This window comes from Rhizobium sp. T1470 (genome assembly GCF_042140505.1).
GTDB classification, from domain to species: Bacteria; Pseudomonadota; Alphaproteobacteria; order Rhizobiales; family Rhizobiaceae; genus Rhizobium; species Rhizobium favelukesii.
Map to the genome: position 1 here is coordinate 1,193,638 of NZ_CP148091.1, position 17,415 is coordinate 1,211,052.

14 protein-coding genes and 2 pseudogenes are annotated in these 17,415 nt (G+C 60.9%); 4 read left to right on the plus strand and 12 right to left on the minus strand.

Features of this window, described 5'->3' with window-relative positions; all coding sequences use genetic code 11:
• Positions 1–288 precede the first annotated feature (288 nt).
• Positions 289–2,229 carry a methyl-accepting chemotaxis protein gene (locus WGT02_RS05970; protein ID WP_024314262.1) on the plus strand — a complete coding sequence of 647 codons (1,941 nt, stop codon included), beginning with the start codon at positions 289–291 and terminating at the stop codon, positions 2,227–2,229.
• A gap of 136 nt (positions 2,230–2,365) precedes the next feature.
• Here WGT02_RS05970 and dxs read toward each other — a convergent pair whose 3' ends face one another.
• The 4 genes from dxs to WGT02_RS05990 all read right to left on the minus strand — a co-directional run bounded on the left by dxs (position 2,366) and on the right by WGT02_RS05990 (position 6,622).
• Positions 2,366–4,282, minus strand: a complete 1,917-nt coding sequence (gene dxs / locus WGT02_RS05975; RefSeq protein WP_208248669.1) for a 1-deoxy-D-xylulose-5-phosphate synthase — start codon at positions 4,280–4,282, stop codon at positions 2,366–2,368.
• Between the two features lie 106 nt (positions 4,283–4,388).
• Positions 4,389–5,312 (minus strand): pirin family protein, encoded by a 924-nt coding sequence (locus WGT02_RS05980; protein WP_024314260.1) that lies wholly within the window; start codon positions 5,310–5,312, stop codon positions 4,389–4,391.
• A 120-nt stretch (positions 5,313–5,432) separates the two neighbouring features.
• Positions 5,433–5,684 (minus strand): exodeoxyribonuclease VII small subunit, encoded by a 252-nt coding sequence (locus WGT02_RS05985; protein WP_024314259.1) that lies wholly within the window; start codon positions 5,682–5,684, stop codon positions 5,433–5,435.
• A 2-nt stretch (positions 5,685–5,686) separates the two neighbouring features.
• Positions 5,687–6,622 (minus strand): histone deacetylase family protein, encoded by a 936-nt coding sequence (locus tag WGT02_RS05990; RefSeq protein ID WP_024314258.1) that lies wholly within the window; start codon positions 6,620–6,622, stop codon positions 5,687–5,689.
• A 160-nt stretch (positions 6,623–6,782) separates the two neighbouring features.
• On the opposite strand from WGT02_RS05990, the gene WGT02_RS05995 reads away from it, so the two are divergent.
• Positions 6,783–7,178, plus strand: coding sequence for a thioesterase family protein (locus WGT02_RS05995; RefSeq protein WP_024314257.1), 396 nt, complete (start codon positions 6,783–6,785; stop codon positions 7,176–7,178).
• On the opposite strand, the gene WGT02_RS06000 is transcribed toward WGT02_RS05995, so the two are convergent.
• From WGT02_RS06000 to WGT02_RS06010, 3 genes are read right to left on the minus strand one after another with little or no spacing between them, the layout of a single operon-like run.
• Positions 7,175–7,738: a biotin transporter BioY gene (locus WGT02_RS06000; protein WP_024314256.1), complete on the minus strand. Its 564-nt coding sequence runs from the start codon at positions 7,736–7,738 to the stop codon at positions 7,175–7,177. The genes WGT02_RS05995 and WGT02_RS06000 overlap by 4 nt on opposite strands.
• 12 nt (positions 7,739–7,750) lie before the next feature.
• A complete protein-coding gene (locus WGT02_RS06005) occupies positions 7,751–8,371 on the minus strand; it encodes an energy-coupling factor transporter transmembrane protein EcfT (RefSeq protein ID WP_024314255.1) in 621 nt (206 codons plus the stop codon).
• Positions 8,371–9,045 carry an energy-coupling factor ABC transporter ATP-binding protein gene (locus WGT02_RS06010; RefSeq protein WP_024314254.1) on the minus strand — a complete coding sequence of 225 codons (675 nt, stop codon included), beginning with the start codon at positions 9,043–9,045 and terminating at the stop codon, positions 8,371–8,373. Before WGT02_RS06010 ends, WGT02_RS06005 begins: the two co-directional genes overlap by 1 nt.
• Positions 9,046–9,194: 149 nt before the next feature.
• On the opposite strand from WGT02_RS06010, the gene WGT02_RS06015 reads away from it, so the two are divergent.
• Positions 9,195–10,385 (plus strand): winged helix-turn-helix domain-containing protein, encoded by a 1,191-nt coding sequence (locus WGT02_RS06015; protein ID WP_024314253.1) that lies wholly within the window; start codon positions 9,195–9,197, stop codon positions 10,383–10,385.
• Here WGT02_RS06015 and ribB read toward each other — a convergent pair.
• From ribB to WGT02_RS06030, 3 genes and pseudogenes are all read right to left on the minus strand, one after another.
• Positions 10,382–11,485, minus strand: a complete 1,104-nt coding sequence (gene ribB, locus WGT02_RS06020) for a 3,4-dihydroxy-2-butanone-4-phosphate synthase (RefSeq protein WP_024314252.1) — start codon at positions 11,483–11,485, stop codon at positions 10,382–10,384. The two genes, WGT02_RS06015 and ribB, sit on opposite strands and share 4 nt — an antisense overlap.
• Before the next feature lie 10 nt (positions 11,486–11,495).
• Positions 11,496–12,593 (minus strand): chorismate synthase, encoded by a 1,098-nt coding sequence (gene aroC / locus WGT02_RS06025; protein WP_208248666.1) that lies wholly within the window; start codon positions 12,591–12,593, stop codon positions 11,496–11,498.
• A gap of 163 nt (positions 12,594–12,756) precedes the next feature.
• Positions 12,757–14,064 (minus strand): annotated as a pseudogene (locus WGT02_RS06030) (putative bifunctional diguanylate cyclase/phosphodiesterase); the annotation flags it as partial.
• 47 nt (positions 14,065–14,111) lie between these two features.
• On the opposite strand from WGT02_RS06030, the gene WGT02_RS06035 reads away from it, so the two are divergent.
• Positions 14,112–15,172, plus strand: a protein-coding gene (locus tag WGT02_RS06035; RefSeq protein ID WP_208245220.1) for an IS630 family transposase whose coding sequence is annotated in 2 segments (ribosomal slippage) — positions 14,112–14,604 and positions 14,604–15,172 — 1,062 coding nt in all. Because the reading frame shifts where the segments join, the coding sequence is not laid out codon by codon here.
• A 17-nt stretch (positions 15,173–15,189) separates the two neighbouring features.
• On the opposite strand, the pseudogene WGT02_RS06040 reads toward WGT02_RS06035, so the two are convergent.
• Together WGT02_RS06040 and WGT02_RS06045 are read right to left on the minus strand one after the other, a co-directional pair.
• Positions 15,190–16,332: pseudogene (locus WGT02_RS06040) on the minus strand (PAS domain-containing protein); the annotation flags it as partial.
• Between the two features lie 21 nt (positions 16,333–16,353).
• Positions 16,354–17,414, minus strand: a protein-coding gene (locus WGT02_RS06045; RefSeq protein WP_208245220.1) for an IS630 family transposase whose coding sequence is annotated in 2 segments (ribosomal slippage) — positions 16,354–16,922 and positions 16,922–17,414 — 1,062 coding nt in all. Because the reading frame shifts where the segments join, the coding sequence is not laid out codon by codon here.
• Position 17,415 lies beyond the last annotated feature (1 nt).

Here is a 17,415-nt window from a genome sequence, read left to right on the forward strand (position 1 = left end):
CCTCCCTTTCTGATGATGTGCCAATGTACACCTCAGACAAGAAAAGTGAAGATAGAAATGCACGCTTAAGGTTGAGAATGCGGCGTCGTTGCGACGATGCTGCGTCGCACAAACTTAAACAAATTTAAAGTCTGCCGTCATAGGGTCAGGCAGATTGCAGCGGCTCGCCGAAGCTGCTTCCCGCCATGATGGCTTCCTCCCATTTGCTGATCATGTTCGCTATCCGAGGAGCGTGCATTGGCATGCCCGACTTCCCCATGGCCGCAGGCCGCCAGGAGAGATTGACTGATGTTTGCTAGAAACATGTCCTTGAACGGTAAGCTCGCTACGACATTCGCAGTGCTGATCCTTATCTTTCTGTCCGTTTCCGCCTTTGTCTACTCGAAAGCAGGCGCCGTCGCGGCCGCCTCCGAGCAGCAGAAGAAGTCCGAGCGTCTGGTCAACCAGATCGACGACGCGCTGCAGGCCATGCTCGAACAGGCGGTGAACCTGCGCGGCTTCCTGTTGTTCCGTAGCGACAGCACCTATGGTGACATCTTTGCCAACCGCGAGCGCATGCTGAAGGCGATCGCGGCTGCACGTGAAACCGCAGCCGGCAACAGTGATTTCATCCAGCAGATCGACGGTATGCAGAGGGCCGCCGATCTCTATTTCCACGAGCTTGCCGAACCGCAGTCCAAGGCTCGCAAGGAAACCGACATGCCGATCGACCAGATCGTCAAGATCGGCGTCAACCAAACAAAGGGCCAGCTCGACGGGTTCCGTCAGGCGTCCGCCAAGATCAAGGCTGCCGCGCGCGACGAGTCGAACGCGCTTGCGGCTCTGCAGGCAGATGCCAGCAGCGATCTCCGTGCCACGCTGCTGACCGGCGGCATCGCAGCCGCTTTTGCCGCCGTCCTTCTTGCCTGGATGCTGTCGCGCAGCATCGTCCGCCCGATCGTCGGCATGACCTCGGCGATGGGACGCCTTGCCGGCGGTGAGAACAACATCGACGTCCCGGCCCTGCACCGGCAGGACGAAGTCGGCCGCATGGCCCAGTCGGTTCTCGTTTTCAAGGATGCGGCAATCGAGAAGCTTCGCCTCTCCGACGAAACAGACCGCATGCGTAGCGACGCCGAGCATCAGCGTCAGGCGGGCGACGAACAGAAGGCCCGCGAGGAAACAGAACTTCGCTTTGCCATCGAAGGCCTCGCAGGCGGTCTGTCGGATCTCGCCAACGGCAACGTCGCCGTTCGCATCACGACGCCCTTCGCATCGCAATTCGATCGCCTGCGCAGCGACTTCAACAACGCCGTCGAGAAGCTGCAGGGTGCTCTTCAATCCGTCGGCCGCAATGCTTCCGCGATCAATGCCGGCGCTGGCGAAATCCGCTCGGCTGCCGACGATCTCGCCCGTCGGACCGAGCAGCAGGCGGCCGCCGTCGAGGAAACTGCAGCAGCCCTCGAAGAGGTCACAACCACCGTTCGCGACTCCGCCAAGCGGGCCGAGGATGTCGGCCAGCTGGTCGAGCGCACGCGTCTCGGCGCCGAGAAGTCCGGTGATGTCGTCCGCAAGGCCGTCTCTGCGATGCAGGAGATCGAAAAGTCCTCCGGTGAGATCAGCAATATCATCGGCGTGATCGACGACATTGCCTTCCAGACTAACCTCTTGGCGCTGAATGCAGGGGTCGAAGCGGCACGTGCCGGTGAGGCGGGTAAGGGCTTTGCCGTCGTCGCGCAGGAAGTACGCGAACTGGCGCAGCGCTCGGCAAATGCGGCCAAGGAGATCAAGGCGCTGATCAACACGTCGGGCACGCAGGTCAATGCCGGCGTCTCGCTGGTCGATGAAACCGGCAAGGCGCTGGCCGAGATCGTCGGCGCCGTCCAGGAAATCAACAAGCACGTCGGCGCCATCGTCACCGCGACCCGCGAACAGTCGATCGGTCTGCAGGAGATCAACACTGCGGTCAATAACATGGATCAGGGCACGCAGCAGAATGCTGCGATGGTCGAGGAGCAGACGGCGGCCAGCCATTCGCTCGCTCAGGAGGCCGGCGCGCTCGACGATCTGCTGCGGCAGTTCAATCTCGGCAACAATGTCGTCGCCGCAACCCCCCGCGCAGCTTCGGCCCGCCCGGCATCGCGTCCGGTCGCCTCTCCGGCCCGCGCCTTGAACAATCGTGTCGCCAGCGCCTTCGGGGGCCAGGCGGCAACCGCCGCAGCCGTCAAGGAAGACTGGACCGAGTTCTGAGACACGGGCTCATCATTGAACGAATAAGAAAGGGCGGTCCAATCGGGTCGCCCTTTCCAATTGGGTGTAAGACACACCCCGCGACACGCTCACCATCTAGCCGGCCGCCACTTCACGCCAACAAAGATGCAGGAATTTAGCCTGCGACGCCGACAGCCAGGCCGCGGCCAAGCGCCTTGAAGACCGTCGAAACGATCCCCGCACGATCCAGCCCCGCGTGGGCGTTCATCACTTCCGGCTTTGCCTGTTCCATCCATACGTCGGGCATGACAAGCGATCGGATCTTCAGGCCGTTGTCGAGGAGACCGTCCATCGCCAGGAACTGCATGACCTGGCTGCCGAAGCCGCCGACTGCACCTTCCTCGACGGTGATCAGGATTTCGTGGTGGCGGGCAAGCTGGCGGATCAGTTCGTGATCCAGCGGTTTGGCAAAGCGCGCATCGGCAACCGTCGTCGAAAGGCCGGCGGCATCCAGATCCTCTGCCGCAAGCAGACAGTCGGCAAGGCGGGTGCCGAAGGAAAGCAGCGCCACCTTCGCGCCTTCCTTGACGACGCGGCCCTTGCCGATCTGCAGGATCTCGCCACGTACCGGCATCTCGACGCCGACGCCTTCGCCGCGTGGGTAGCGGAACGAGATCGGACCTGCATCATAGGCGGCTGCGGTTCGCACCATATGTTTCAGTTCGGCTTCGTCTGCCGCCGCCATGACCACAAAGCCGGGCAGGGTGGCAAGGAAGGTCGTGTCAAAGGATCCGGCATGGGTCGGCCCATCGGCGCCGACGAAGCCAGCGCGATCGATCGGGAAGCGAACCGGCAGACCCTGGATCGCAACGTCGTGCACGACCTGGTCGTATGCGCGCTGCAGGAAGGTGGAATAGAGAGCGGCAAACGGCTTGAAGCCTTCAGCGGCGAGGCCAGCCGCAAAGGTCACCGCATGTTGCTCGGCAATCCCGACATCGAAGCAACGGGACGGGAAGACGCTTGCGAGCTTGTCGAGCCCGGTGCCGTTCGGCATGGCGGCGGTGATGCCGACGATCTTGTCGTCGAGCTCTGCTTCCTGCACCAGGGTCTCGGCGAAAACGCTCGTGTAGCTCGGTGCGTTCGGCTTCACCTTCGCCTGCGTACCGGTGATGACGTCGAACTTGTTGACGCCGTGATATTTGTCGGCAGCGGCTTCCGCCGGCGCGTAGCCCTTGCCCTTCTGCGTCACGACATGGATCAGAACCGGGCCTTCCGCATGGTCGCGCACATTGCGCAGCACAGGCAGCAGGTGCTCGAAGGAGTGACCGTCGATCGGGCCGATATGATAGAAGCCCATCTCCTCGAACATGGTGCCGCCGGTTACATAGCCGCGGGCATGCTCGACGGCGCGGGTGATGGCGCGATCGACATTCTTGCCGAGGTAGGCTGTCAGTTTCTTGCCGAAATCGCGGAAACCCATATAGGTGCGGCCGGAGGCAAGGCGTGCAAGATAGGCGCTCATCGCACCGGTCGGCGGCGCGATCGACATGTCGTTGTCGTTGAGGATGACGATCAGCCGGGCGTCGAGCGCGCCGGCATTGTTCAACGCCTCGTAGGCCATCCCGGCCGACATCGCGCCGTCGCCGATCACGGCGATCACGCGGCGGTCCGTCTTGTCGAGCTCGGAGGCAACCGCCATGCCGAGGCCGGCGGAAATCGAGGTGGAAGAATGAGCGGCCCCAAACGGATCGTATTCGCTTTCCGCGCGGCGCGTGAAACCGGAAAGGCCGCCCTCCTGACGCAACGTGCGAATGCGATCGCGGCGGCCGGTAAGAATCTTGTGCGGATAGCACTGGTGCCCGACATCGAAGATCAGCCGATCTTCCGGCGTATTGAAGACGCTGTGGATCGCGATCGTGAGTTCAACCACCCCAAGGCCGGCGCCAAGATGGCCGCCGGTGCGCGACACCGCATCGATCATTTCGTCCCGGACCTCGCGCGCAAGCTGCGGCAGGTTGCGATCCTCCAGCTTTCGGAGGTCGGCTGGATAGGCAACCTTGTCCAGCAGCGGCGTCTTCGGCGGTTGTGTCACGGGTGGGCGCTCTTTCTTGTCATTCTTGGGCAGGATGCCTTTAAGCCATAAATTGCGGTGAAAAAAGTCGATTTCAAGAACGGCGGAAACTCCTTTCTAAAGGAGATCAGCCTTCCGGCAAAGGTATGAATTCTTCTTCATCCCCCGGAACGATGTCGAACCTGCCGGTCCGCCATTCCTCTTTTGCCTTTTCAATGCGCTCTTTCGAGGACGAAACGAAGTTCCACCAGATGTAGCGCTTCGAGTTCAGCGCGGCTCCGCCAAACAGCATGAGATGACAGCCCTGGCTGCCGGCTTCGAGCGTGATGGCATCGCCGGGCCGGAAGACGAGCAGCTGATCGGCGGCAAATGTGTCGCCTGATATCACGACTTCGCCGGACAGCACGTAGGCCGCCCGCTCCTCGTGTCCCGCAGCGAAGGGAAACGTCACTCCTGCCTCGAGACTGATATCGGCATAGAGCGTGTCCGACAACACCTTCACCGGGGAGGACATTCCCTCGAACGTTCCGATGACGACACGCCCGCGCACGCCGCGTTCGTCGATCACGGGCATGTCGCTCTTTTCAGTGTGCGCAAAGGAGGGATCGATCTCCTCCTTGTCGTCGGGCAGCGCGAGCCAGGTCTGCAAGCCGGACATCAACAGCGGATGGCCCCGCAGGTTGTCGGGCGTGCGCTCGGAATGCACGATGCCGCGTCCTGCCGTCATCAGGTTGATGTCGCCGGGACGAATGACCTTCTCGGTGCCGAGGCTGTCCAGGTGCCGGATCTCGCCGTCGAAGAGATAGGTGACCGTCGAAAGCCCGATATGCGGATGCGGCCGCACATCCAGTGCCTCGTTCGGCTTGAGGATCGCCGGCCCCATGCGGTCGAAGAAAATGAACGGCCCGACGAGCCGCCGCTGTCGCGTCGGCAGCGCGCGCCGCACCTCGAAACCGCCGATATCGCTGGTGCGCGGGATGATGAGGTTCTCGATCGCGTCGCAGCCGAAGGCGTCGCCGGGCAGGGGGTCTTTACCGGGGAAGAAGGACATCGCAGATCTCCGATGAGCGTTGCGTCTACGCTAGACCCATTGCGGATGGCGGACTAGGAAAACTTGTGGCCCGAAGGGCGACGCTCTGTTCTTCAGGATGATGGTCGTGCTGACGATGGCTTACGCCCCGTCCAGCGGCTCGACGCCTTGTGGCTTGCCGGCGCGGTCAAGGCGGATCTTTTCGATGCGGTTTTCGGCGGCCGAGAGCAGCGTTTCGCAATGCTTCTTCAGCGCTTCGCCGCGCTCGTAGATCTCGATGGATTCGTCCAGCGCCACGTCGCCGCGTTCCAGCCGGGCCACGATGCTTTCGAGTTCGGCAACCGCCGTCTCGAAGGAAAGACCGGAAACCTCCGGCTTGGCGCTGTCAGTCATACTCAACCCTTCATCATTCTAAGAATGTGCAACCCGGCCGATTCGGCGAGGCCTTCGAGATCATAGCCGCCTTCCAGCAGGCTGACGACCCGGTTCGCGGCACTTTTGTCGGCCACCTCGAGCAAGCGCCCGGTCGCCCAGTCGAAATCCTCGCCGACCAGATTGATCTGCGCCAGCGGATCGCGGTGATGCGCGTCGAAGCCGGCGGAGATGATGATCAAGTCCGGCCGGAAATCGAACAGCGCCGGCAGCACGCGCGATTTGAATGCTTCGCGGAAATGATCGCTACCGACATTCGGAGACAATGGCGCGTTGACAATCGTCCCGTGCTTGCCGCTTTCATCCTTCGCCCCGCTGCCGGGATAAAGCGGCATCTGGTGCGTCGAGCAGAACAGCACCGAGGGATCGTCCCAGAAGATGTCCTGGGTGCCGTTGCCGTGATGCACGTCCCAGTCGACGATCGCCACGCGTTCAGCGCCGTGCGCCTTCTGCGCATGACGGGCGGCAATGGCGGCATTGTTGAAGAAGCAGAACCCCATCGCCGTCGATTTTTCGGCATGGTGGCCGGGCGGACGCGAGGCGACGAAGACGTTGTCCGCCTTGCCGGTGAAGACGTCGTCGACAGCGGCCATGGCGCCGCCGATTGCCGTCAGCGCCGCTTCCAGACTTTTCTGGCTCGCATAGGTGTCGGCTTCGAGCTGATTGATCTCGCCATCCTCTTGCGGCACCTGGCGCATGACCGAAAGCAGGTGCTCTTCCGGATGGGCGAGCAGAACGGCCTCCTCTGCGGCCTGCGGCGCACGCTTGCGGTCGAGCGATGCGAAATTCGGATGCTCCAGAGCCACGTTGATCGCCCGCAGACGGTCGGACCGTTCGGGATGGCCGGCGGGCGTTACGTGTTCCAGGAAGATCGGGTGCTCGTAAAGGCGGGTGCTCATGGGATCACTCTATCGTTCCGTCCCGTCATGATCCACAGCAGATGGGGCTCGACGCTGCGATTTCAACAAGCGGGCGCCGCTGCCACCGCGTCAGTCCGCCGTTTACTTCGGTCGACCTCGCCGCTAGTGTCTGGAGAGGGGAAAATTGGCAGAAAGATCAATGAACGAGGTCACGCGCACCGTTGAAATGAATGTGCCGTTCCGCGACGTCGACATGAACGGCCAGGTATTTTTGGGTTCCTATATTTCCTATGCCGAGTCCGTGCTGGCAACCTTCTGGTCGTCGAGGCCGCAGCTCGAGGATGAGCCGCTTTATATCGCCAGCAAGCTGACCTGCATCCTGCATCGGCCGCTGCATTATGATGAGAGAGTGGTGTTCACTGCGTCGGTCGACAAGATCGGCGTGCGTTCGGTTGGCTTCATTATTGCGGCCGACATTGGCGATGAGCGCTCTGCCGAGGTCGAGATCATCTTGCAGGCGCGCTCGCGCGAAGATCGTTCGCCAGTCCCGCTTCCCGAAGACACGCGCGACTGGCTTTATGGCTTTGTCGACTAGCTGCGCACCGGCAGCAGCGGATAGCCGACCATCACTGCGCGGCCCACGAGTGCTGCGACAAACGCCTTGATGACATCACCCGGGATAAACGCCATCGAGCCAAGGAAGGCCTTGGAGAGGCCAAGCTGGGCGGCGACGGCCAAATAGACGATGCCGAAGGCGTAGAGAACCACGATTCCGCCGATCATCGCCGCAAAGAAAAAGCCGACTGTTTGCACCAGCGCTGACTGCTCGGACTTGACCAGCCGCTCGCTGAGATAGCCGGTGACGAAAGCGGCAAACACCCAGCCGATGAGGTAGCCGGTGGTCGGTGCGGCGAAGGCGGCAAGCCCGCCGCGGCCGCCGGACAGGACCGGAAGGCCGATCGCGACAAGCACCAGCACGATCAGGACAGCGATCGTGCCGCGGCGTGCGCCGAGTACGACGCCTGCCATCATCACGCCGAGCGATTGCGCCGTGATCGGCACCGGAATGAAGCCGAGTGTGATCGGCGGAAGAATGCCGAGCGCGACGATGATTGCCGCAAAGAGGGCGGAGAGAACGAGGTCGCGGGTGTTCATGCAGGGCTCCTGTTAGCGAGTTCTCAAATTGACATGCCGCCGAACGCCGCGCGCGTCAATCGCCGCGGCAATGTTATCCGCATCCCTCAGTGTCAGGATGATCAGCGGTACGAGCACTGTTGTCGGCCTTACCTTGAGGCCGCGCGCGGCGTGCGCTTCGCGGATAGCCTGGTAACGGCCAAGAATCTCTGGAACAAAGCGGACGACGAGCCCGACAGCGAGCCCGACGTCGTCGGCCTGCACCACGCCGATGCTCTCTAATGGTCGAGCGAGCTGCGTAATCTCATCGATGAATTGCGCGATCGTCGTCGTCGCCGTGACCGTGGCGGCAAACAGCATCAAGGCGGTCAGCCGCAGCAATGCGACGACCGCAACATGCCAGGGATTGAAGGCAAGACTGAACAGCGCAACGACGAGGATGGTCAGGAATATCGGCTTTAGCCGCGCAAGCGCTGACCGCGCCGGGAGGCCGATGCTGAAGTAGATCGTGGCCGCTACGACGACGGCTATAGCAAGCAGCAGAAGGTTCGCCGAAACGAACAGCATGACGCCGAGAGTGGCGAGCGCAAGCAGCTTGGCGCGAGCCGACATGCGGTGCATGGCGCTATTGCCTTCGACGAAGAGCGACTTCATCAGCTGGCGATCTCCTTGTAGCGGCGGATCGCTTCTGCGGCAGCTGTGTCGGCAACAAGGCTGCCCTCATGGAAAACCAGCACGCGCTCGTAATCCGCAACCAATTCCAGATCGTGACTGATGACGATTGCGCTTTCAGGAAGGCTTTCAACCAGTTTTTGCACGAGGGCGCGGTTCTTGAGGTCCAGCTGGTTGGTCGGCTCATCCAGGATAAGAATGTCGGGTCCGGTGGCCAGCACCGAGCACAGTGCCGCAAGTTGAAGCTCCCCGCCGGAAAGCTCGTGGGCCCGGCGGTCGGCGAGATGGGCGGCGCCAAAGCGCTCTAGGACTGCCTCCACCTTCGCGGTGATTTCTGCCGGCTTGTAGCCGCGGCTCTTCAGTCCGAAGGCAATGTCGTCACGCACGATAGGCAGGATGATCTGGTTTTGCGGGGACTGGAAGATGAAGCCGACATCGGTAAGGACCGCCATCGCGTTGGCTGTGTCACGGCCGTTGACGACGACGCGTCCGACACTCGGCTTGGTCAGGCCGTTGATCAGACGCGCAAAGGTCGTCTTGCCCGAGCCGTTCAGGCCGATGATGCCGACGCGCTTTTCTGTGAGCTGGAGCGTCACCGGTGCCAGGGCGACGCGCGCACCATAGTTGACCCCTGCGCCTTCGAAACGGATATCCACTTGGTCCCTCGTGAATGAAGAGGCCGTTCTATAATGAATTTCGCGCTTTGAAAGCTCAAAATCTCGCAATGAATGCCGCTTGCTCTTACCTGACTGCTCGCGCAAACTTACCGGGTGGCTAGGAACATTTTCCGTCCTATGATGCGCACATGACGAATCTCATTTTGAATTCCGATGCCCGCCGCATATTTCTCGCCAAGCAGGGTCTGAGCGCGCCGCCGAACAAGGCGCTGACGAAGGCCGGACTGCTGCAGCTCATCCACGATCTCGGCTTTGTCCAGGTCGACAGCATCCAGACGGTGGAGCGGGCGCACCACCAGATCCTGTTTTCCCGCAACCAGACCTACAAGCGCGAGCACCTGACGGCGCTGCTTGAGAAGGAGGGCTCGCTTTTCGAACACTGGACGCATGATGCCTCGATCCTGCCGAGCGCCTTCTTCCGCTACTGGAAGCACAAGTTCCGCCACGAGGAAGAGGTGATTATCGAGCGTTGGCGTAAATGGCGAGGGGAGGGCTTCGAGCACGCCTTCGATGAGACGTATGAGCGGGTCCTTCGTGACGGCGCGATCATGGCCCGCGAGATCAAGGCCGATGGGCACGCCTCCGGCGGCTGGTGGAACTGGCATCCGAACAAGACGGCGCTGGAATATTTCTGGCGAACCGGCAAGTTCGCCATCGCCGGACGCTCCAATTTCCAGAAGATCTATGATCTCGTCGAACGCGTCATTCCTGTCGAATTTCATGAACCCGAGGTCAGCCACGAAGAATTTGTCGACTGGGCCTGCCGCAGCGCGCTGACGCGACTGGGCTTTGCCACGCACGGCGAGATCGCTGCTTTCTGGGATTTGTTATCGCCCGACGAAGCGAAAGCCTGGGTGAACACGCATCGCGGCGACCTCGCCGAGGTACTGATCGAACCGGCGCTCGGCGGCAAGCCGCGGGCGTCCTGGGCGTTCCCCGATTTGCTCGCGAGCCTTTCGGACTTTCCAGAGGCCCCGCCGCGGGTTCGCGTGCTCAGCCCTTTCGATCCGATGATCCGCGACCGCAATCGCACCGAACGCCTCTTCGGCTTCTTCTATCGCATCGAGGTTTTTGTGCCCGAGCCGAAGCGCGAATACGGCTATTACGTCTTTCCGCTCCTTGAAGGCGACAAGCTGATCGGGCGCATCGACATGAAAGCCGACCGCAAGAACGCAAGCCTTGACGTCAAGCGTCTATGGCTGGAGCCTGGAGTGCGCGCATCGACCGGGCGGTTGGACCGGCTCGACGCAGAGCTGCAGCGCCTCGCGCGCTTCTCCGGTCTCGAGAAGATCACTTATCTCGACGGTTGGCGCGCTTAATAGATCTCGGTCTTGCTGATCTTGATGCCGAAGCCTTCGAGGCCGACATAGTGGCGCTCGCGGCTGGTCAGCAGCCGGATCGAGGATACGCCGAGGTCCTTGAGGATCTGCGCGCCGAGACCGATTTCCAGCCATTCGCTGTCACGGATCTTTGCCTCGACATGTGCTTCCCGGCCCTGGCTGCGCGACTTGCGGCCGCTATCGGAATGACCGACGCCGACAGATCCTTCGCGCAGATAGACGATGATCCCACGGCCTTCGTCGGCGATCTTCTTCATGTAATGGTCGACTGGGCGGCGCTTGCCGAAAAGGTCCTCGGCGACGTTCTCCGGATGCAGACGCACCGGAATGTCGATGCCGTCGCGAATGTCGCCGAAAACGACGGCGAGGTGCTGCATCGTATCCCAGGGAAGCGAATAGGTATGTGCCTTGGCCTTGCCGAAGGGCGTTTCGATATCGAAACTCTGACCGAGTTCGATCAGTGTTTCCTTGCGTTGGCGATAGGCAATTAGATCGGCCACCGACACGAGCTTCAAGCCGTTCGTCTCCGCGAATTCGACCACCTGCGGTCCGCGCGTGACAGTGCCGTCATCATTGACGAGCTCGCAGATCACGCCAATCGGCGGAAGCCCGGCAAGCTTGCAGAGATCGACGGCGGCTTCGGTGTGGCCCGAGCGCATGAGCACGCCGCCTTCGCGCGCGACAAGTGGAAAGATGTGGCCCGGACGCACAAAGTCGCTGGCGCCGACATTAGGGTTGGCCAGGTTGCGAACGGTCAGCGTCCGGTCATCGGCGGAAATGCCCGTCGTCGTGCCGTGCTTGAAATCGACCGAAACGGTGAAGGCCGTCGTGTGAGCCGAGTCGTTTTCAGCAACCATCGCATTAAGGTTGAGCCGGCGGGCTTCTTCCTTCGGCATCGGCGTGCAGACGATGCCGGAGGTATGGCGAACGATGAAGGCCATCTTCTCCGCGGTGCAGTGGACAGCCGCAACGATCAGGTCGCCTTCGTTCTCGCGGTCGTTGTCATCCATCACCACGACGATTTCGCCGGCCTCGAAGGCTCGGATCGCATCGACGACGCGCTTCTGATCGTAAGGCATGTCAGTGTTCCTATTTCAGCCGGCCGGTCTGGCCACGGTCACGCAGATAGTGGTCGGCAAGGGCGCAGGCGACCATCGCCTCGCCGATCGGCACGGCGCGGATGCCGACGCATGGATCGTGCCGCCCCTTGGTGCGAACATCGACATTTTTGCCGTCGGCATCGATCGATTGGCGTTCGGTCAGGATCGATGAGGTCGGCTTGATGGCGAAACGCGCGATGACAGGCTGGCCTGTGGAGATGCCGCCGAGGATGCCGCCGGCCTTGTTCGACAGAAACAACGGCTTGCCGTCATTGCCCATGCGCATCTCATCGGCGTTTTCCTCGCCGGTGATCTCGGCGGCTTCGAAGCCGTTGCCGATTTCGACGCCCTTGACGGCGTTGATCGACATCAGCAGCGAGGCGATGTCCTGGTCGAGCTTGCCATAGATCGGTGCACCCAGACCTGCCGGTACGCCTTCGGCCACGACCTCGACAACGGCGCCGATCGAGGAGCCGTTCTTGCGAATGCCGTCGAGATAGTCTTCCCAGACAGGAACGATCTTTGCATCGGGTGCAAAGAACGGATTCTGGTCGACCTGATCCCAATCCCAGTTCTGGCGATTGATCTTGTGCTTGCCGATCTGTACCAGCGCGCCACGTACCTTGACGCCGGGCGCGACAAGACGGGCAATGCCGCCAGCTGCCACACGTGCAGCCGTTTCGCGGGCTGATGAACGGCCGCCGCCGCGGTAGTCGCGGATGCCGTACTTTACATCGTAGGTGTAGTCGGCATGGCCCGGCCGGTACTGCCGCGCGATTTCGCCGTAATCCTTGGAGCGCTGGTCGGTATTCTCTATCATCATCGAGATCGGCGTGCCGGTCGTAATCATCGTCTCGCCGTCGGCATCCAGCATCACGCCGGACAGCACCTTGACCAGATCGGCCTCGCGCCGCTGCGTCACAAAGCGCGACTGGCCGGGTTTTCGCTTGTCGAGCCAGGCCTGAATGTCCTCGAGCTTGAAGCGCAGGCCGGGAGGGCAGCCGTCAACGACGCAGCCGAGCGCCGGTCCGTGGCTCTCGCCCCAGGTGGTTACGCGGAAAAGATGACCGAATGTGTTATGCGACATGTGTTCCGACCGGATCGCGCCACCCGGTCGTCACCGGCAGCGTCGTTCATCTGAAAAATGCGCGACACTCATAGGCCAAAAAGCCGCGGCGACAAAAGCCTTTCTTTGCTCGAAACCGTCAACGAAAGGAAATGGTGTTTCCGCAGATTGTAAACGATGGTTTTCAGGACGCGATGCGCCAGGAACTTTCGATCGCCATAAGCGTGAAGTCCTCGAAGGACAGCGGGCGGGAGAATGCGTAGCCCTGCAGGAGGTCGCAGCCGAGTTCGTTGAGGAGAGTGGCGTGAGCCGTCGTTTCGACGCCTTCTGCTACCGTCTCGACACCGAGCGAGCGGGCGATCTCGATGATCGAGCTGACAAGGGCGCGCTCCTGCGGCGAATTCATGATCGGCTGGACCAACTGCCGGTCGATCTTGAGCCGCTTCGGCTTCAGCTTGAGGAGGCTGACGATCGATGTGTGTCCGGTTCCAAAATCGTCGATCTCGATGTCGATCCCAAGTGCCTTGATCCGCTCGAGGTTATGGGCAGCCACATCCTCGCTTTCGTCGAGAAAGATCGACTCGACCAATTCGAAGGACAGTTCACCGGGCCGAATCTGCAGGCCGCTCAGTGTCTCTGCCAGTGTCTCGTCATGCAGCCGTCGCGCCGAAACGTTGACCGAGATCTTCGGAACGTAGATGCCCTTTGCTGTCCAGCGCATCTTATCCTTCAGCGCGGTGTCGAGAACGATACGGTCAAGGGTTTGGACCACATTGATCTCGTCGGCGATCTTCAGGAATTTGTCCGGGGTCAAAAGTCCCCGGGACGGATGATGCCAGCGAACCAGGGCTTCGATGCCGGTCAGTTTCATCGTGCGCGCTGAGAACTGCGGCTGATACCAGGCGGTAAATTCGCCGTTCTCGATACCCGTGAGGATCTCGTCGGCCAGGCGCTTGTTGTTGATGATGTCAGCCTGGAGGTTGTGGTTGAAGAATTCGTAGCGATTCCGCCCCTGGCTCTTGGCGCGGTAAAGGGCGATGTCGGCGTTGATCAGCACCTTGCGCGCATCGACGCGCACGCCGTTGGCGAGTGCAATGCCGATGGAGACACCGCAACGGCAGGCGAACCCTTCGAAGTCGATCGGCTGGCGCATTTGTTCGATGATCCGGCCGGCAAGCGCGGACATATCGCCATCACTGGCATTGAGGGCCAGGATCACGAACTCGTCGCCGCCGATGCGCGCGACGAGGTCATCGCCGCGCAGATTTCGCGACAACACCTGCGACGCATGGATCAGCATCGCATCGCCGGCGGCGTGGCCGAGCGTGTCGTTGATCTCCTTGAACCTGTCCAGGTCGATGTGGAGGATGGCGAACTTCTGCCGTTCGCTGCAGCCGTCAAGCGTCAGCCTTTCAAGGGCGATGTCAAGTTGGCGGCGGTTGGCGAGAGCCGTTATACCAGCGTGAGCGATCTCTGACTCTTTTTGAGGTTTCCAAATCAGTTGAGTTCTGAATCAATACCGCAAACGGAGGTTTGCGGATGACATCAGGAATTCCACTGCGCGATGACTTCGACGGCTTCGCTCTTCGGGCGTTGGCCAAAGGCACGAAGGATGCGGCACAGGCTCGGCGGCTTCTTGCCCTTGCCGAAATCTATGATGGCCATTCCCGCAGCGATGCGGCCAGGATCGGAGGCGTGACCCTGCAAATTGTCCGCGACTGGGTTATTCGCTTCAATGCGCGTGGCCCGTCGGGGCTCATCAATGGCAAAGCACCCGGCAATCAAGGAAAGCTTTCCGACGTGCATCGCCAGGCTTTGGCAAAGATCGTCGAAAGTGGCCCGATACCGGCGGTGCATGGCGTTGTGCGCTGGCGGCGCAAGGATCTTGCTCAATGGCTGTTCCAAGAATATCGGATATCCGTCGATGAAACGACCATTGGCCGCGAATTGAAGGCGCTCGGCTTTGCAAAGCTGTCTGCCCGCCCGCGCCATTACGCCCAGAACGAAGGCGACCTGGAGAGTTTTAAAAAAAGTTCCCCGCCACACTGGCAGCCATCAAAGGCAGGCTCCCGAAGAACGTCGAGATTGAGCTCTGGTGGGCCGACGAAGCTCGGATAGGCCAAAAGAACAAGATCACCCGGCGATGGGCACGCAGGGGAACAAGGCCTTCGGCACCACACGATCAACGCACGATGTGGACCTATATCTTCGGCGCTATCTGCCCCAAGAAGGGCAAAGGTGCGGGTCTCGTTCTTCCCTACTGCGACACCAGCGCCATGAACCAGCATTTGATCGAAATCAGCCAGGCCGTCGATGACGGCGCTCATGCCGTGCTGATCGTTGATCAGGCGGGGTGGCATGTCACGCCGAAGCTCGATGTGCCCGACAACATCACACTGCTCTTCCTGCCGCCACGCTCGCCCGAATTAAATCCCGTCGAGAACGTGTGGCAATTTCTGCGTGACAACTGGTTGTCCAACCGGATCTTCAAAGATTACGAGGACATCGTCGCCCATTGCTGCGACGCATGGAACAAGCTGGTCGCTCAGCCGTGGAAGATCATGTCGATTGGAATGCGTGACTGGGCGCACCGGTTTTGATTAGCGCTCGTTGGTATTAGCGGGTCGTGCAGCGAGTTGTGTTCGATGCGGTTCTTGGCAATCTCGAGCTCGATGTTCTTGGCGATCGCCTCGTCCTTGGCCGCCTTGAGTTGGGCCGTCATCAGCGCATCTTCGGTGATATCGAAAGCAACGCCGATGATCTTCATGTGACCGCTCGGGGTCTGGTGAACCTTTCCGGTCGAGCGTACGTAACGCATCAAACCGTCCTCGGTCGGAACCCGACAGATCAGGGTATGAGTGTCACCGAGTTGCTTGAAATGACGAGCGCTCTCGAGCGCAAGGTCTCGGTCTTCGGGCAAAATGCAGGACAGCCAGACCGGTTCGGTCATAAAGCCGGCCCTTGGCTTCAGCCCATAAAGCTCGTGCATCCGATCGTCCCAAATGGAACCCTCATCGCCGAGCGTCGCTTCCCAGATGCCGCATTGATACGAGTCGAGTGCCAGGTCGAGCTTGCCGGAGAGCTCGGAAAGTTCGGCCTCGCGCCGTGACAGTTCGTCCAGCGCCATCTCCAGTTCGGCATTCTTGATGTCGCTGACATCCTTTGCCTTGCGCAGGGTCTCGGCCGCTTCCGCGTCGGCGGTGACGTCCCAGACGATGCCGATGGTTTTGTCGTCGCCGGCCGCATCCGTATAGAAGGAGCCGATGGAGCGCAGGTGTCGGACAGTGCCGTCCTCGGCCACGACACGGTATTGTGTTTCATAGGCGGAACCGGCGACGTTGTAATTGAAGAAGTGGACTTCCGCGATATGCCGGTCTTCGGGAACGATCGCAGCAAGCCAGTCTTCCAGCGAATGGCTCCCGTCTTCTGCGGGTTTGCCGTGGAGCGCTGCGGCGCGGGCATCCCAGAACAGCGTATGCCCGTGATCATGCAGCTCCCATATGCCGATGTTCGACGATTCCAATGCCAGATCGAGGCGTTGCGACAGCTTCAGCAGCGCAGCCTCGCGCACCTTGAGCTGCTCGATATTGCGGTTGCGCTCGCCAAGTAGCAGGGTCGCAAAGAAGACCGGAATGATCGTGATGCAGGCGGCGGCCGCGATGATCAGGCGAAGCGTTGACTGGTTGTCGGGAACCGCATTCCAGCCGGTCTTCGGGACTGCCGCGATCTGCCAGCGCCCACCGGCAAAGGCGATCTTTCGCGTTATACCAACGAGCGCTAATCAAAACCGGTGCGCCCAGTCACGCATTCCAATCGACATGATCTTCCACGGCTGAGCGACCAGCTTGTTCCATGCGTCGCAGCAATGGGCGACGATGTCCTCGTAATCTTTGAAGATCCGGTTGGACAACCAGTTGTCACGCAGAAATTGCCACACGTTCTCGACGGGATTTAATTCGGGCGAGCGTGGCGGCAGGAAGAGCAGTGTGATGTTGTCGGGCACATCGAGCTTCGGCGTGACATGCCACCCCGCCTGATCAACGATCAGCACGGCATGAGCGCCGTCATCGACGGCCTGGCTGATTTCGATCAAATGCTGGTTCATGGCGCTGGTGTCGCAGTAGGGAAGAACGAGACCCGCACCTTTGCCCTTCTTGGGGCAGATAGCGCCGAAGATATAGGTCCACATCGTGCGTTGATCGTGTGGTGCCGAAGGCCTTGTTCCCCTGCGTGCCCATCGCCGGGTGATCTTGTTCTTTTGGCCTATCCGAGCTTCGTCGGCCCACCAGAGCTCAATCTCGACGTTCTTCGGGAGCCTGCCTTTGATGGCTGCCAGTGTGGCGGGGAACTTTTTTTAAAACTCTCCAGGTCGCCTTCGTTCTGGGCGTAATGGCGCGGGCGGGCAGACAGCTTTGCAAAGCCGAGCGCCTTCAATTCGCGGCCAATGGTCGTTTCATCGACGGATATCCGATATTCTTGGAACAGCCATTGAGCAAGATCCTTGCGCCGCCAGCGCACAACGCCATGCACCGCCGGTATCGGGCCACTTTCGACGATCTTTGCCAAAGCCTGGCGATGCACGTCGGAAAGCTTTCCTTGATTGCCGGGTGCTTTGCCATTGATGAGCCCCGACGGGCCACGCGCATTGAAGCGAATAACCCAGTCGCGGACAATTTGCAGGGTCACGCCTCCGATCCTGGCCGCATCGCTGCGGGAATGGCCATCATAGATTTCGGCAAGGGCAAGAAGCCGCCGAGCCTGTGCCGCATCCTTCGTGCCTTTGGCCAACGCCCGAAGAGCGAAGCCGTCGAAGTCATCGCGCAGTGGAATTCCTGATGTCATC